The organism is Pseudocitrobacter sp. 2023LY-00077, assembly GCF_055796175.1.
The window spans coordinates 1-15351 of the sequence record NZ_JBSPEI010000004.1; the positions used below are offsets into that span (position 1 = coordinate 1).

Sequence of the window (15351 nt, forward strand, 5' to 3'; positions counted from 1 at the left end):
CAGGCTGCTGAGGATAAAAGCCAGGGGATACCGAAACCGGGAGCGCTTTAAACTGGGGGTGATGTTCCACTACGGAAAGCTGAATATGGCGTTCTGAGCCTTCCCACCATGATCGGGGAAGACCCATCTATATACAGTAAATTCCGTCTCAGGGGGATCTATGCACTACAGTATCGAACATGTTCATGCCCGTACCGTCGCCGGTTTCCATATGGTTGGCCCGTGGGAAGACACCGTTAAGCAAGGTTTTGAGCAACTGATGATGTGGGTAGACGGCCAGTCAATTCCGGCGAAGGAGTGGATAGCGGTCTATTTTGATAACCCCGATGAAGTGCCGCCTGAAAAACTGCGCTGCAATACGGTAGTGACGGTGGCTGACGACTTCACATTGCCGCCCAATAGCGAGGGCGTCATCCTCACCCATATTGATGGCGGCGAGTACGCGGTTGCCAGCGCCCGGGTGGTTGAGCATGATTTTTCCACGCCGTGGCTGCAATTCTTTGACGCGTTGCTGAAAGACAATGCGTATCACATTGATGGCAAGCCCTGCTTCGAACGCTATCTCAACGACGGCAATCAGGACGGCTACTGGGATATTGAGATGTACGTTGCGGTGGCGCGAAACGCGGCCTGAAAATGAAGGTGAAAGATTTTTTTCGCCCCATGATGCGAGCCGGGCAAAAGCAGGTACAATTGCGCTCTTTCGTTCTGCCGGAGAACCGGTTTGCGTCCTGATAAGTCACTCAGTCCTTTTGAAATTCGGCTATACCGCAATTATCGTGTGGTGCACGGCATTCGTATCGCCCTGGCATTTGTGCTGGCCTTTCTGATTGTACGTATTTTTGACATTCCGGAAGGGTCGTGGCCGCTGATTACTCTCGTGGTTATCATGGGGCCCATCTCGTTCTGGGGAAACGTAGTGCCGCGCGCCTTCCAGCGTATTGGCGGCACTATCCTCGGCTCGGCGCTGGGTTTGATTGCGCTTAAGCTTGAACTCATTTCTTTACCGCTGATGCTGATGTGGTGCGCCGGGGCAATGTTCCTGTGCGGCTGGCTGACGCTCGGGAAACGGCCCTATCAGGCACTGTTGATTGGCATTACGCTGGGCGTGGTCGTCGGCGCGCCGCCGGGAGACCTGCACACTGCGCTGTGGCGAAGCGGCGACGTTATCTTCGGTTCGCTGCTGGCGATGCTTTTCACCGGCGTCTGGCCGCAGCGGGCGTTTATCCACTGGCGCATCCAGATGGCGACATTTGTGACCCAGTTTAATCGTCTCTATCAGGCCGGGTTTTCACCCAACCTTGTGGAGCGGCCGCATCTGGAAAAGCACCTACAAACGGTGCTGAACGATGTGGTGAAAATCCGTGGGTTGATTACGCCCGCCAGCAAAGAAACACATATCCAGAAATCAGTATTTGAAGGCATCCAGACCGTGAGCCGCAACCTCGTTTGCATGCTCGAGCTGCAAATCAACGCGCACTGGGCGTCTCGCGAAAGCCACTTTTTAATGCTTAACGCCCATACGCTGCGCGAAACGCAGCAGATGACGCAGCAAACGCTCTTAACCATCGCCCACGCGCTGTATGAAGGTAACCCCCAGCCGGTTAAAGCGAACACGGAAAAACTTAACGAGATCGTCGATGAGCTACGCCAGCTGCTGACGGAGCACAAAAGCACTCATTTGGTGGAAACGCCCATTCATGGCTACGTTTGGCTAAGCATGGAGCTGGCGCGTCAGCTTGAGCTATTATCCCTGCTTATCTGCCGTGCGCTGCGTAAATAAGCGACGAATGCAACACCTTTGACCTTGGGTTGTTTCGATTCAGCAGCGTTTAGGGTTATGATGAGGGACAGGTAAAAACCATTGTCATTAGCAGCGCCTATACGTATATATAGTCTTATAGTCGTTGTATTTACGAATCCGAGTCTCAAATATCAGGGGTGTAAAAATGGAAACAACTAAGCCTTCATTTCAGGATGTACTGGAGTTTGTTCGTCTGTTCCGTCGTAAAAACAAACTGCAGCGTGAAATTCAGGACGTTGAGAAAAAGATCCGTGACAACCAGAAGCGCGTACTGCTGCTGGACAACCTTAGCGACTACATCAAACCGGGCATGAGCGTTGAAGCGATTCAGGGCATCATTGCCAGCATGAAGAGCGATTACGAAGATCGCGTTGATGATTACATCATCAAAAATGCCGAAATTTCTAAAGAACGTCGCGACATCTCTAAAAAGCTGAAAGCGATGGGCGAACAGAAGGTTGCTGAGCCGAAAGCTGAGTAATTTTTTCATCAGGCGGCCTCCGTGCCGCCTGAATGCTATCTGACGCCGCCTTCCACCATGGGCAGCAAATATTTTTGTGGCCACAGCACATTACCCTCGTCCCTTTCCAGCTCTGCCATCACGGCATCAACATCGTGTTTCGTCCTGTCGAGCATTAATCCCATCACACTCCCGCTATGTGCGATGCTTACGCCATACAGTGAAAAACGCGCCACAGTATCCAGCACGCGCTGAAAACCCGGTTTCGGTAAAATTAACTGGCTGGCGATAGCGCTAAGTGTCGCGGCTTCCCCCAGCAGTCCGGCACAGCCTGTTTCACATGCCTGACGGGTTTTTTGCCAGGCTTGCGCCAGTTGTGGTGCGCCAGCGAGCAATGCCGCCTGCCTGTCGAGGCGGTGATAGTCTGCGGTTTGTAGCGTATGTGGGCTTTCCAGCACCAGAATATCGAGCTGCGGTTGTTGCGAACCGGCGGTTTGCGCATGGCCCTGATTATGATCAAACAGCGTCAACTGGCGAAAAGGCGTGCTATCGGTGGGCTCAAGGTTAACGCAAAGCTGTGCCAGCGCCTGTTCAGAGAGTGTTTTATCAAAATAGCGCGCGGTGGCGACAGCGGTGGCGGCAATATCTGCCGTACTGCTGGCCATCCCTTTGGCGACCGGAATAGGTGAGTGCAGATTAATGCGCAACTGCTGGCTCCACTCCGCCGGAAATTCCCACAGAGCCAGCAACTGATTGACCATTACGCGCGTCAGCGGACGTTCATCATCAGTCGGTTTACCGGCTTTAACTTCCACGGTGCTGTATAGCCCAACCGGGCAGGAGATTAATTTCTCACTTCCCTGGATCCAGCCCTGAATCAGTTCCCCGCAGGATGCGGGGCATTGTGCAACGGCCACGCTGTCACCTTATTAGCCCTATTTTCCAGGTCGGTATTATAAATTGAATAAACCGCTGCGGCGCAATAGATTGTTTTAGCGCAAAATTGCAACGGAGTATGAGCGCTACACTGACTCCGTAATTAAGCCGATAGGTCAGACACGTAATGTGTCAGGGAAGAGGGTGTAAATCCCTCGCAGCCCCCGCTGCTGTAATGCTGACGAACCCGTAAATACCACTGATCGTGAGATTGGGAAGGACGGGCGAGAACGACGCTAAGCCAGAAGACCTGCCTGTCGGTACATCTCAACAACTTCGGTGGGAAGTGGGTTGCTCAGAAGCGTGCGGTCGGCAGACCGGGAACACGCGCATCTCGACGTACCCCTACCACCCTGAGCAGGATCAGGGCATGGCGGCAAAGCATCACGCATTTATTCTGGCAGGCACCGGTAGCGGCTGTGGTAAAACCACGGTAACGCTTGGCTTGTTGAATGTGCTGAAACAGCGCGGATGGCGAGTGCAGCCGTGGAAAGTCGGGCCCGATTACCTCGACACCGGCTGGCATACGGCGATATCCGGCGTGGCGTCGCGTAATCTTGACAGTTTCATGATCCCCGCGCCTGCGCTGAACGCCTTGTTCAGCGAACAGATGCAGCATGCCGATATCGCGGTGATTGAAGGCGTGATGGGGCTGTACGATGGCCTCGGTATCGACCCCAATCAATGCAGCACCGCTGCGATGGCAAAACAGCTCGGTTGCCCGGTCATTTTGCTGGTGGATGGCAAAGCGGTCTCAACCTCGATTGCGGCAACCGTGCTGGGTTTTCAGCACTTCGATCCCTCTCTCAATATCGCTGGCGTGATTGTCAATCGCGTCAACAGCGACAGCCATTTCCAGCTTCTCAAATCCGCCATTGAGCGCTACTGCACATTGCCGGTGATTGGTTATGTGCCCACCGTGGCGGGCGTCGCGTTGCCGGAACGGCATCTCGGGCTGGTGACGGCGCGGGAGTCGGTTGTTGAACAGCAACCGTGGCAAGATTTTGCCGACACGCTGGGGCGCACGCTCGATATCGAAAAACTGCTGACCCTGAGCGAGATGAAAACCCTGCCGCAGGGCGAATGGCCGCCAATACCCTCGGTGGGCGAAGGTGAGCGTCTGACGCTTGCGCTGGCCGATGATGAAGTCTTCAATTTTTACTACCCGGACAACATTGCGCTGCTTAAACGTGCAGGCGTCGACATCGTCCGCTTTAGCCCACTTCACGATAACGTGCTACCGGAATGCCAGATGATCTGGCTCGGCGGCGGGTATCCGGAGATCCACGCGAAGGCGCTGGCGGCAAATCAGCCGATGCTCACACAGTTGCGCCAGGCGCATGCGCGCGGCGTGGCTATCTACGCCGAATGCGGCGGCCTTATGTATCTGGGCAGCTCGCTGGAAGATGCGCAGGGCGCAACTCATCTCATGGCGAATATCATTCCCGGTCACAGCAAAATGGGCAAACGGCTGACGCGCTTTGGCTACTGCGAGGCGCAGGCGCGGGAAAATACGCTGCTGGCGGCGGCGGGGGAATGGCTTCGCGGGCACGAATTTCACTACTCCGATTTCACGCCGGAAACGCCGGCAGTGCTGGATTGCCGCAAAGTACGCGACGGGAAAATCCTGCAAACCTGGTCCGGTGGCTGGCAGGTGGGTAACACCTTCGCCAGCTATCTGCATATTCATTTCGCCCAGCGCCCGATGATGCTCACGCATTGGTTGAATGCGGCAAGGAGCGTCCAATGACCCTGCTCGCCTGGTGTATCGCCTGGATACTCGACCTGCTTATTGGTGACCCGCAAAGCTGGCCTCACCCGGTGCGCTGGATAGGCTCCCTTATCACCCGCGTACAAAAAACGGTGCGCCGCTATTGCCACAGTGACCGCGCGTTGCGGATTGGCGGCGGCGTGATGTGGCTGGTGGTGGTCGGTCTGAGCTGGGCTGTCGCCTGGGGCGTGCTGGCGCTGGCTTACGCGATACATCCGTGGCTAGGCTGGGCAGTAGAGGTCTGGATGATCTTCACGGTACTGGCCGGGCGCTGCCTGGCGAATGCGGTCCGCGACGTTGAGCAGCCGCTACGCGCGGGTGATTTAGCACAAAGCCGGATAAAACTGTCGTGGATTGTGGGGCGGGATACCTCGCAACTTCAACCTGCGCAAATCAACCGTGCGGTGGTTGAAACCGTCGCCGAAAACAGCGTCGACGGAATCATCGCGCCACTCTTCTTCCTGCTGCTCGGCGGTGCGCCGCTGGCGATGGCTTATAAAGCGGTGAATACGCTGGACTCCATGGTCGGCTACAAACATGAAAAATACCGCGCGATTGGTATGGTGAGCGCCCGGCTGGACGACGTCGCCAACTTCATTCCCGCGCGCCTGAGCTGGCTGCTGCTCAGCGCCGCCGCTCTGCTTTGCCGCGACAACGCCGCTGCCGCGTTCCGCATTGGCTGGCGCGATCGCCATAACCACAGCAGCCCCAACTGCGCATGGTCTGAAGCGACCGTCGCCGGGGCGCTGGGTATCCGCCTGGGCGGGCCGAATGACTATTTTGGTGAGCGCGTTGAGAAGCCGTGGATCGGTGACGAGCAACGCGACATTGCCGTAGACGATATTTCCCGAACGATTCGACTGATGTGGGTTGCTTCCACGCTGGCGCTGGTGCTGTTTATGGCAGTCCGGTGGCTGGTGATGGGCGCGGCCTGAGGAGTAGCACATGGATTACATTCGCCAGCCGCAGGCCATTGAGGCTAAAAGCTTTGACATTATCGGCGAGATTATTCGCGAAACGCGGCCCGATTATCAGTTTGCCAGTCCGCTACACAAAGCCATCGTCAAGCGCGTCATTCATACCACTGCTGATTTCGAGTGGCTGGATATTCTGTGGTTTTCTCCGGATGCGCTGGCGCGTCTAACGGCAGCCCTGAGTCGCCCTTGCACGCTCTACACCGACACCACCATGGCGCTATCGGGGATTAACAAACCGCTGCTGGCAAGCTTTGGCGGCGAATGTCGCTGCTACATCAGTGACCCGCGCGTGGTGCGCGAAGCCAAAGCGCAGGGCATGACGCGCTCGATGGCCGCCGTGGATATCGCCGTGCGCGAAGAGGGTGAGAAAGTCTTTGTCTTCGGCAACGCGCCGACCGCGCTGTTCCGCCTGCTGGAGCTGAACGTGCCGGTCAGCGGTGTGGTTGGCGTACCGGTTGGTTTTGTCGGTGCCGCGGAATCCAAAGACGCGCTGACTCATAGTGCGCTGCCCGCCATTGCCGCGCTGGGGCGTAAGGGCGGCAGTAACGTGGCGGCGGCGATTGTGAACGCCATTCTCTACCACTTGCGGGATGCAAAATGAGCGACGCCGCGTTTGACGCCCCGGTCTGGCACAACGGTAAACCGCTGCGCAAAGGCTACACCACCGGTTCCTGCGCCACAGCCGCCGCGAAAGTGGCAGCGCTGATGGTGCTGCGCCAGCACATTATTCATCAGGTCTCGATCGTGACGCCCTCTGGCGTGACGCTCAATCTGAACGTTGAATTGCCGCAAATTGAAGGGCAACAGGCTGTGGCGGCAATCCGTAAAGACGGCGGCGATGATGTTGACGCCACGCACGGCATGTTGATTTTTGCCCGCGTGACGCTCAACGACAGCGGCGAAATTGTCTTACGCGGCGGGGAAGGCGTGGGCACCGTGACTCGCAAAGGCGTGGGCCTGCCGCTCGGCAGCGCGGCGATTAACCGCACCCCGCGTCAGACCATCGAAGCTGCCGTTCGCGAGGCGATTGGCCCGGCGCGCGGCGCAGATGTCGAGATTTTTGCCCCGGAAGGCGAAGCGCGGGCGCAGAAAACCTACAACGCCCGGCTCGGTATTCTGGGCGGGATCTCGATTCTTGGCACGACCGGTATCGTCACGCCCATGTCAGAGGAGAGCTGGAAACGCTCCCTGTCGCTGGAACTGGAAATCAAGCGCGCTGCGGGCCTCACCCGCGTGGTACTGGTGCCGGGCAATCATGGTGAACGTTTTGTCCGCGAGCAACTCGGCATCGATAGCGACGTGGTGGTCACCATGAGCAACTTTGTCGGCTATATGCTGGATGAGGCCGTGCGCCTTGGGTTCCGGCACATTGTGCTGATTGGTCACCCTGGAAAACTGATCAAAATTGCCGCCGGGATTTTCCATACCCATAGCCATATTGCCGATGCGCGGATGGAAACGCTGGTGGCGCATCTGGCGCTGCTTGGCGCGCCGCTGGATCTGCTGACGCAGGTGAGCGATTGCGATACCACCGAGGCGGCGATGGAGCACATCGACGCCTTTGGTTATCAGCGCATCTACAACCATCTTGCCGAACGTATTTGTCTTCGCGTGCAGCAAAAACTGCGCTTTACCAAAACGCCGCCCGTATGCGACGCCATCATGTTTGCCTTTGACAACCAGGTGCTGGGGAGCAATCGCCCGGTCGAAGAGATCGTGGAGGCGCTGCAATGTTAACGGTCGTGGGGATGGGGCCTGCCGGGTTAACGCTTATCACCCCGCTGGCAAGCGAGGCTATCGCACAGGCGCAGGTGCTGGTAGGGGCCAAACGCCATCTGGCGCAGTTTCCTGCGTTTAAGGGCGAGCAGCGTCTGCTTGATGCCGATATTCCTCAGTTGCTGGCGTGGATAACCGCGCATCGGCATAAAAATATCGTGGTGCTTGCTTCCGGCGACCCGCTTTTTTACGGCATCGGCACGCGAATGGTGGCCCACTTTGGCCGCGAAAACGTGCGTATCGTGCCGGGGATCAGCGCGGTGCAATACCTGTGCGCCCGCGCAGGAGTAGACATGAATGAGATGTGGCTCACCAGTAGCCACGGGCGCGATGTGTCGTTTGATGAACTGGCCCGACACCGCAAAGTGGCGATGGTGACCGATAGCCGCTGTGGCCCGCGCGACATCGCGCAACAGCTTACGGCAAGAGGAAAAGGGCACCGCTGGATGGTAATTGGGGAACATCTGGCGATGGAAAATGAACAGATCCACTGGCTGCGCGTCAGTGAGGTCAATGCCGACTACGGCATGAACACGGTGGTGATCCTCGATGAAAGATGAACTGTTTCTGCGCGGCGAGAAGGTGCCAATGACCAAAGAGGCCGTGCGTGCGCTGGCCTTATCGAAACTGGATTTACATCACGCGCGCCATTTTATTGATGTGGGGGCGGGCACCGGTAGCGTCTCAATTGAAGCCGCGTTGCACTTTCCGGCGTTAAGGGTGACCGCTATCGAGCGCAACCCGGCGGCGCTGGCGCTGATGGCGCAAAACTGCCGCCATTTTGCTTGCGAAAATATTGTGAGCATTCAGGCCAATGCGCCTGTGGTGGTGGAGGAAAAAGCCGACGCTATTTTCGTCGGCGGCAGCGGCGGGAATCTGGCGTCGCTGATTGACTGGGCGCTTGAACAGCTGCATCCCGCGGGGCGTCTGGTGATGACCTTTATTTTGCAGGAAAACCTCAATAGCGCGCTGGCACATCTGCAACAGCGCGGCATTGCTCCGCTTGATTGCCAACAGATTCAGGTTTCGGCCCTGAGTCCGCTCGGCAGCGGCCACTATTTCAAAGCCAACAACCCCGTCTATGTCATCGCCTGTCAGAAGGAAGAAGCGCATGTCTGAAACATTCGATCCCCGTTGCGTCTGGTTTGTCGGCGCAGGCCCTGGTGACCGGGAACTGATTACCCTCAAAGGCTATCGTCTGTTACAGCAGGCGCAGGTGGTGATTTACGCCGGGTCATTGATTAACACCGAACTGCTGGAGTACTGCCCACTGGAAGCGGAGTACTACGACAGCGCGGAACTGCATCTCGCGCAAATTCTCGATGTGATGGAAGCGGGCATAAAAGCGGGCAAAACCGTGGTGCGCCTGCAAACGGGCGATGTCTCGCTGTACGGTTCGGTGCGCGAACAGGGCGAAGAACTCACCCGCCGTGGTATCGCCTGGCAGGTTGTCCCGGGCGTCAGCGCATTTCTTGGCGCGGCGGCGGAACTCGGCGTCGAATATACGGTACCGGAAGTCTCACAGAGTTTGATTATCACACGCCTGGAAGGCCGTACCCCGGTACCCGCGCGCGAACAGCTCGAATCTTTCGCTCAGCATCAGACCTCAATGGCGATTTATCTCTCCGTTCAGCGCATCCATCGCGTCGCCGAGCGCCTGATTGAGGGCGGCTATCCTGCCAGCACCCCGGTTGCGGTGATTTACAAAGCAACCTGGCCGGAAAGCCAGACCGTGCGCGGTACGCTGGCGGATATTGCAGACAAAGTGCGCGAAGCGGATATACGCAAAACGGCGCTCATCCTCGTGGGCGCGTTCCTGGGCGAGGAGTATCACTACTCAAAACTCTATGACGCGGAATTCAGCCATGAATACCGCAAAGCCTGAATCCATCGCGCTGTTTTGCCTGACGCCCGGCGGTGTTGAACTGGCTAAACGGCTGTCGGTCCTGTTGCCGATGACCTGCTTTACCCGCGACGAATTGCTGGAACCGGGTTTTTTACCCTTTGAAGGCGGTTTTGCCCACGCGGCGCGTACGGCGTTTGCGCGCGATTCCGCACTGATTTTTATCGGCGCGACCGGCATTGCCGTGCGCGTGCTGGCCCCGGCGATCGCAGATAAGTTCAGCGATCCGGCAGTGATCGTCATTGATGAGCGCGGTCAGCACGCGATCAGCCTGCTCTCCGGTCACATGGGTGGGGCGAACGCGCTGACGCGTAAGCTGGCGGGTTTGCTGGGGGCTGACCCGGTCATTACCACTGCAACCGATGTTAACGAGTTGGCTGCACTCGACACGCTGGCCGTTGCGCTGAATGCGCGCATGAAGGATTTTCGCGCGGCGGTAAAAACGGTTAATCAGATGCTGGTTAGTGGAAAACGCGTGGGGTTGTGGTGCGAGCCGGAATTTCGCGAGGCGCTTAATCAGTGTGATGTGCGCGGGTTTATCCCCGTGGCGTCGTTGCAGTCGCTACCGCCGCTGGACGGGGTGGTTTGCATTACGCTGGCACGCGAGCTTCCCGACATCGCCATTGCGCACTGGAAGCTGGTACCTCAGCGCATCGTGGCGGGCATTGGCTGTCGTCGCGATACCGATTCGGCGCTGCTGGCAACGTTATTCGCCCGCCAGATGGCGGCGTACGGTGTTGACCCGCTGGCGCTAAAGGCGATTGGCAGCATCTCACTGAAAAAAGAGGAACCGGCGCTCAATGCGCTGGCTACCGCATACCGCGTGCCGTTTTACACCTTCAGCGCTGAGGCGTTGCGCGAACACGAACACCGATTTACCTCCTCTGATTTTGTCCGCCAGACGGTGGGCGTCGGCAGCGTCTCTGGCCCGTCGGCCTGGTTGCTGAGCGAGGGAAATATCTCAGGAGAGACCCTGCGTGAACAGGGCGTCACCATCACTTTGGGAGTAGCACACTGATGTTAACCGTTATTGGAATTGGCCCTGGATCGCAGGCAATGATGACCATGGAAGCGGTGGAAGCCTTGCAGGCCGCAGAAATCATCGTCGGCTACAAAACCTACACCCACCTGGTGAAAGCCTTTACCGGTGAAAAGCAGGTGATCAAAACCGGGATGTGCAAAGAGATTGAGCGTTGCCAGACTGCTATTGACCTGGCGCAAGCGGGGCACAATGTGGCGCTTATCAGCAGCGGCGATGCCGGTATTTACGGCATGGCGGGGCTGGTGCTGGAGCTGGTTAGCAAACAGAAATGTGATGTGGAAGTGCGCCTGATTCCCGGCATGACCGCCAGTATTGCGGCGGCATCATTGCTTGGTGCGCCGCTGATGCATGACTTCTGCCACATCAGCCTGAGCGACCTGCTGACACCGTGGCCGGTCATTGAAAAACGCATTATCGCCGCCGGAGAGGCTGACTTTGTTATCTGCTTCTATAACCCGCGCAGCCGGGGCCGCGAAGGGCATCTGGCGCGTGCGTTTGAGCTGCTGGCGGGCAGTAAAAGTGCCGACACGCCGGTGGGGGTAGTGAAATCGGCGGGGCGTAAGAAAGAGGAAAAATGGGTGACCACGCTTGGCGAGATGGATTTCACGCCGGTGGATATGACAAGCCTGGTGATTGTCGGCAATAAAACCACCTATGTGCAGGATGGCCTGATGATCACGCCGCGAGGGTATGTGCTGTGAGTTTCGGCGATGTGTTGGTCATTGGCGGCACCAGCGATGCACGGATGATCTGCCTGCTGCTGGATGCCGCGAATGTGCATTACACCCTTTCCGTTGCTACGCCAACCGGGCAGCAACTGGCGGGCGATATTCGCGGCCAGGTACGTTGCGGGCGGCTGGAGCTGGCGCAGATGGTGACGTGGTTAAAGGAAAACAACACGCGCTGGGTGATCGACGCGTCGCATCCTTACGCCGAAGTCGTGAGCCGTAACGTACTGCGCGCCTGCGAAGCGGCGGGCGTAGTGCTGAGCCGCTATCAGCGCCCGGAACAGCTACGCGATCTCACCCATCCGTTGCTTCATTTTGTGCCAGATATCCGCCAGGCGTGCGACGTCGCGAAGCGTTTTGGCGATCGTGTATTGCTCACCACCGGCAGTAAAGATTTAGCGCTGTGGCGCGCAGGCCTGCCGGAGAAAACGCTACTGGCCCGCGTATTACCGGTGCCTGAAGTGATAAACCAGTGTGTCGAACTGGGTTTCGGTGTGGGCGAGATTTTCGCTCTCTGCGGCCCGTTCAGTGCGGAGTTTAACGCCGCGTTTTACCGCCAGTGCCACGCCGATGTGGTGATTACCAAATCCTCAGGCGCTGAGGGCGGTTATCAGGAAAAAGTACAGCCCTGTCTGGATGCGGGCATTCCCTGCATCGTGATTACGCGCCCGGCACCGCTGGTGTCGGGGGAGGAACTACTGGAAAACCGCGCCGATGTGCAGCGGCGTATTGTACGCTGGCTGGCGACGGCGGAAGGAGAGAATCGATGAAAAAAGCCCTTCTGGTCGTCAGCTTCGGCACCAGCTATCCCGAAACCTGCGAGAAAAATATCGTAGCCTGCGAGCGTGAGCTCGCCGCCAGTTGTCCGGATCGCGACCTGTTTCGCGCCTTCACTTCCGGGATGATTATCCGCAAGCTGAAACAGCGCGACGGCATCGAAATTGACACCCCGTTACAGGCGTTGCAAAAACTGGCAGAGCAGGGATATCAGGATGTGGCGATTCAATCGCTGCATATTATCAACGGTGATGAGTACGAAAAGATTGCCAGCGAAGTGCAATCTCTGCGCCCGCTATTTTCCCGCCTGACGCTGGGCGCGCCTTTGCTGAGCACTCACGATGACTACGTTGAGCTGATGTCAGCGTTACGCCTGCAAATGCCCGCGCTCACCGCGAAAGAGAAAGTCGTCTTTATGGGCCACGGTGCCAGCCACCATGCCTTTGCCGCCTATGCCTGTCTCGACCATATGATGACCGCGCAGCAATTTCCCGCACGCGTCGGCGCGGTTGAGAGTTACCCGGAAGTGGACGGTCTGATTGCCAGCATGCAACGCGAAGGCGTGAGTGCGGTTCACCTGATGCCGCTGATGCTGGTCGCGGGCGATCATGCGATTAACGACATGGCTTCTGATGAAGAAGACTCCTGGAAAACCTTATTTAACGCCGCCGGGATCCCCGCGACACCGTGGTTGCGTGGGCTGGGCGAAAACCCGCAGGTGCGGGCGATGTTTGTGAAACATCTGCATCAGGCACTTAACGAAACCCTGGGAGAAGCCGCATGACGGGGAAATTATATGCGTTGAGCACCGGGCCGGGGGCATCTGACCTGATTACCGTACGCGCCGCCCGCACGCTGGGCTCGCTCGATATTCTCTATGCACCCGCCGGACGCAAAGGCGGCGACAGTTTAGCGCTCTCTATTGTGCGGGAGTATCTCGGCGAGCAGACGGAAATTCGCTGCTGCCACTTCCCGATGAGCGCCGACAGTGCGGAAAAAGAAGCCGTCTGGAACGAGGTCGCCGCCGCGCTGGTGCAGGACGTGGAGGCCGGTAAACAGGTCGGATTTATCACGCTGGGCGACGCGATGCTGTTCAGCACCTGGGTCTTTCTGCTGGCACGCATTGGCAATCCAGACTGGCTGGAGATTGTGCCTGGCGTGACCTCATTCGCCGCCATCGCCGCCCGCAGTAAAACGCCGCTGGCAATGGAGCAGCAGTCAATGGCGGTGATCGCCTGTACCGCGCCGGAAGCGGAGATTGCTCAGGCGCTGGCGCAGCACGACAGCCTGGTACTGATGAAAGTGTATGGCCGCTTCGCCCGCATTAAGGCGCTACTGGCGCAGGCGGGGCTGCTGGAGTGCGCGTTGATGATGGCAGAAGCCACGCTTCCCGGCGAGCAGTGCTGGCACAACCTGGCTGACGTCAGTGATGACCAGCCGTTGCCGTACTTCTCAACCATTCTGGTCAATAAACAGTGGAGGACCGCACCATGATGCTGGAAAAACAGCTCAAACAGCTTTCCCTGAGCGGCCTGGCCGCCGCGCTGCTGCTGATGGTGGTGCCCGAGCAGGCATTCGCCATGCACATTATGGAAGGTTTTTTACCGCCGATGTGGGCGCTGGCCTGGTGGCTGCTGTTTCTGCCGTGCCTGTGGTACGGCTTAGTGCGCCTGCGCCGCATCGTGGCGGAAGATAATCATCAGAAGGTGCTGCTGGCGCTGTGTGGGGCGTTTATCTTCGTGCTCTCCGCACTGAAAATTCCGTCGGTCACCGGAAGCTGTTCGCACCCCACCGGGGTAGGTCTGGCAGTGATTCTGTTTGGTCCTGGCGTGGTGGCGATTTTGGGCGCCATTGTTCTATTGTTCCAGGCGCTGTTGCTGGCGCACGGCGGGTTAACCACGCTGGGTGCCAACGGCATGTCGATGGCGGTCATTGGCCCGGTGGTCGGGTATCTGGTGTGGAAAATGGCCTGCCGCGCCGGGCTGCGTCGCGATGTGTGCGTGTTTTTGTGCGCCATGCTGGCGGATCTGGTGACCTATTTCGTCACTTCAGTACAGCTGGGCGTTGCGTTCCCGGATCCTGAAACCGGTGCGACAGGCTCCATCGTCAAATTTATGGGGATCTTCTGTCTGACGCAGATCCCGATTGCTATTGCTGAAGGGTTATTAACGGTGCTGATTTACGATCAGCTCACCAAACGACAGTTGATTTCCGTACAGGGGCATTAAATGAAAAAGACGTTGATTCTGTTGGCGATGGTAATTGCGCTGGTGATCCTGCCGTTTTTCATTAATCACGGCGGCGAATATGGCGGGTCGGACGGTGAAGCGGAAAACCAGATTCAGGTAGTCGCGCCCGACTATCAACCTTGGTTCCAGCCGCTGTATGAGCCCGCCAGCGGTGAGATTGAAAGTTTATTGTTCACGCTGCAAGGCTCCATTGGCGCGGCGGTGATTTTCTATATTCTTGGCTACACCAAAGGACGCCAGCGTCGTGATGACCGGGCTTGACCGCATCAGCTACCAGAGCCGCTGGCGACATATCGCGCCGGAGTGGAAATTTCTGCTCTGGCTGTTGCTGATGGTGCTGGCATTTACGTTGCCCGTTCTCGGGCGCGTGATGACGCTGCTGCTTACCGCCGCGCTGACCTGCTTTGTGGCACGCATTTCCCTGTGGCGCTGGTGCCGCTGGATGGCGCTGCCGCTGGGGTTTTTGCTGGTGGGCGTGCTGACGATTTTGTTCAGTATCGGTCGCGACCCGCAAAGCCTGTGGTGGGGCATTTCCATTGGCGATTACTGGCTGGGCATGACGCCTTCAGGGCTTATCACCGCCAACGACACATTCTGGCGCAGCCTGTGCGCGTTGTCGGCGACGTTCTGGTTGGTGCTTAATCTGCCGTTCGATCAGCTTATCGTGTTGCTACAGCGCGCGCGGGTGCCGCGCTTAATTACCGAACAAATTCTGCTGACCTGGCGCTTCATTTTTATCCTGTTAGATGAAGCACTGGCCATTCATCGCGCACAGACGCTGCGTTTTGGGTATCGTAGTCTGCCGAAAGGCTATCGCTCGCTGGCGATGCTGGTTGGGTTGCTGTTCACGAGGGTGCTGATGCGTTATCAACAGATGGCGACGACGCTGGATATCAAACTTTATCAGGGTGATTTTCACCTTTAGGGG

General features: G+C 57.7%; 19 protein-coding genes and 1 riboswitch. Of the genes, 18 read left to right on the plus strand and 1 reads right to left on the minus strand.

What is annotated here, in order from left to right; all coding sequences use genetic code 11:
• Positions 1-160 precede the first annotated feature (160 nt).
• From sbmC to ACWWFX_RS06295, 3 genes are all read left to right on the plus strand, one after another.
• Positions 161-634 carry a DNA gyrase inhibitor SbmC gene (gene sbmC / locus ACWWFX_RS06285; RefSeq protein WP_276220434.1) on the plus strand — a complete coding sequence of 158 codons (474 nt, stop codon included), beginning with the start codon at positions 161-163 and terminating at the stop codon, positions 632-634.
• A 90-nt stretch (positions 635-724) separates the two neighbouring features.
• Positions 725-1783: an FUSC family protein gene (locus tag ACWWFX_RS06290; protein WP_231826884.1), complete on the plus strand. Its 1059-nt coding sequence runs from the start codon at positions 725-727 to the stop codon at positions 1781-1783.
• 166 nt (positions 1784-1949) lie between these two features.
• Positions 1950-2285 (plus strand): DUF496 family protein, encoded by a 336-nt coding sequence (locus ACWWFX_RS06295; protein ID WP_015963878.1) that lies wholly within the window; start codon positions 1950-1952, stop codon positions 2283-2285.
• Between the two features lie 35 nt (positions 2286-2320).
• On the opposite strand, the gene ACWWFX_RS06300 is transcribed toward ACWWFX_RS06295, so the two are convergent.
• Positions 2321-3181 (minus strand): GHMP family kinase ATP-binding protein, encoded by an 861-nt coding sequence (locus ACWWFX_RS06300; RefSeq protein ID WP_473223421.1) that lies wholly within the window; start codon positions 3179-3181, stop codon positions 2321-2323.
• A gap of 115 nt (positions 3182-3296) precedes the next feature.
• Positions 3297-3472, plus strand: a riboswitch (cobalamin riboswitch).
• A 98-nt stretch (positions 3473-3570) separates the two neighbouring features.
• Here ACWWFX_RS06300 and ACWWFX_RS06305 point away from each other — a divergent pair.
• From ACWWFX_RS06305 to ACWWFX_RS06375, 15 genes are read left to right on the plus strand one after another with little or no spacing between them, the layout of a single operon-like run.
• Positions 3571-4950 (plus strand): cobyrinate a,c-diamide synthase, encoded by a 1380-nt coding sequence (locus ACWWFX_RS06305; RefSeq protein ID WP_473223422.1) that lies wholly within the window; start codon positions 3571-3573, stop codon positions 4948-4950.
• Positions 4947-5906 carry an adenosylcobinamide-phosphate synthase CbiB gene (gene cbiB, locus ACWWFX_RS06310; RefSeq protein WP_473223423.1) on the plus strand — a complete coding sequence of 320 codons (960 nt, stop codon included), beginning with the start codon at positions 4947-4949 and terminating at the stop codon, positions 5904-5906. The genes ACWWFX_RS06305 and cbiB overlap by 4 nt, the downstream gene beginning before the upstream one ends.
• A gap of 10 nt (positions 5907-5916) precedes the next feature.
• Positions 5917-6549, plus strand: coding sequence for a cobalt-precorrin-8 methylmutase (locus ACWWFX_RS06315; protein ID WP_473223424.1), 633 nt, complete (start codon positions 5917-5919; stop codon positions 6547-6549).
• Positions 6546-7685, plus strand: a complete 1140-nt coding sequence (gene cbiD, locus ACWWFX_RS06320) for a cobalt-precorrin-5B (C(1))-methyltransferase CbiD (RefSeq protein ID WP_473223425.1) — start codon at positions 6546-6548, stop codon at positions 7683-7685. Before ACWWFX_RS06315 ends, cbiD begins: the two co-directional genes overlap by 4 nt.
• A complete protein-coding gene (locus ACWWFX_RS06325; RefSeq protein ID WP_473223426.1) occupies positions 7679-8284 on the plus strand; it encodes a cobalt-precorrin-7 (C(5))-methyltransferase in 606 nt (201 codons plus the stop codon). The genes cbiD and ACWWFX_RS06325 overlap by 7 nt, the downstream gene beginning before the upstream one ends.
• Positions 8274-8843 (plus strand): decarboxylating cobalt-precorrin-6B (C(15))-methyltransferase, encoded by a 570-nt coding sequence (locus ACWWFX_RS06330; protein ID WP_473223427.1) that lies wholly within the window; start codon positions 8274-8276, stop codon positions 8841-8843. Before ACWWFX_RS06325 ends, ACWWFX_RS06330 begins: the two co-directional genes overlap by 11 nt.
• The gene (locus ACWWFX_RS06335; RefSeq protein ID WP_276220426.1) at positions 8836-9609 is read left to right on the plus strand and encodes a cobalt-precorrin-4 methyltransferase; all 774 of its coding nucleotides are present in this window, start codon (positions 8836-8838) and stop codon (positions 9607-9609) included. The genes ACWWFX_RS06330 and ACWWFX_RS06335 overlap by 8 nt, the downstream gene beginning before the upstream one ends.
• Positions 9590-10645, plus strand: a complete 1056-nt coding sequence (gene cbiG, locus ACWWFX_RS06340) for a cobalt-precorrin 5A hydrolase (protein ID WP_473223428.1) — start codon at positions 9590-9592, stop codon at positions 10643-10645. Before ACWWFX_RS06335 ends, cbiG begins: the two co-directional genes overlap by 20 nt.
• Complete coding sequence (locus tag ACWWFX_RS06345; RefSeq protein ID WP_456145908.1) at positions 10645-11370, plus strand: precorrin-3B C(17)-methyltransferase; 726 nt, start codon at positions 10645-10647, stop codon at positions 11368-11370. Before cbiG ends, ACWWFX_RS06345 begins: the two co-directional genes overlap by 1 nt.
• Positions 11367-12167 carry a cobalt-precorrin-6A reductase gene (locus ACWWFX_RS06350; RefSeq protein ID WP_473223429.1) on the plus strand — a complete coding sequence of 267 codons (801 nt, stop codon included), beginning with the start codon at positions 11367-11369 and terminating at the stop codon, positions 12165-12167. Before ACWWFX_RS06345 ends, ACWWFX_RS06350 begins: the two co-directional genes overlap by 4 nt.
• The gene (gene cbiK / locus ACWWFX_RS06355; protein ID WP_473223430.1) at positions 12164-12958 is read left to right on the plus strand and encodes a sirohydrochlorin cobaltochelatase; all 795 of its coding nucleotides are present in this window, start codon (positions 12164-12166) and stop codon (positions 12956-12958) included. Before ACWWFX_RS06350 ends, cbiK begins: the two co-directional genes overlap by 4 nt.
• Complete coding sequence (locus tag ACWWFX_RS06360) at positions 12955-13668, plus strand: cobalt-factor II C(20)-methyltransferase (protein ID WP_473223431.1); 714 nt, start codon at positions 12955-12957, stop codon at positions 13666-13668. Before cbiK ends, ACWWFX_RS06360 begins: the two co-directional genes overlap by 4 nt.
• Positions 13665-14402 (plus strand): cobalt ECF transporter S component CbiM, encoded by a 738-nt coding sequence (gene cbiM / locus ACWWFX_RS06365; RefSeq protein ID WP_189622863.1) that lies wholly within the window; start codon positions 13665-13667, stop codon positions 14400-14402. The genes ACWWFX_RS06360 and cbiM overlap by 4 nt, the downstream gene beginning before the upstream one ends.
• The gene (locus ACWWFX_RS06370; RefSeq protein ID WP_015963893.1) at positions 14403-14684 is read left to right on the plus strand and encodes an energy-coupling factor ABC transporter substrate-binding protein; all 282 of its coding nucleotides are present in this window, start codon (positions 14403-14405) and stop codon (positions 14682-14684) included.
• A complete protein-coding gene (locus ACWWFX_RS06375; protein WP_473223542.1) occupies positions 14671-15348 on the plus strand; it encodes an energy-coupling factor ABC transporter transmembrane protein in 678 nt (225 codons plus the stop codon). The genes ACWWFX_RS06370 and ACWWFX_RS06375 overlap by 14 nt, the downstream gene beginning before the upstream one ends.
• The last annotated feature ends 3 nt before the right edge of the window (positions 15349-15351 follow it).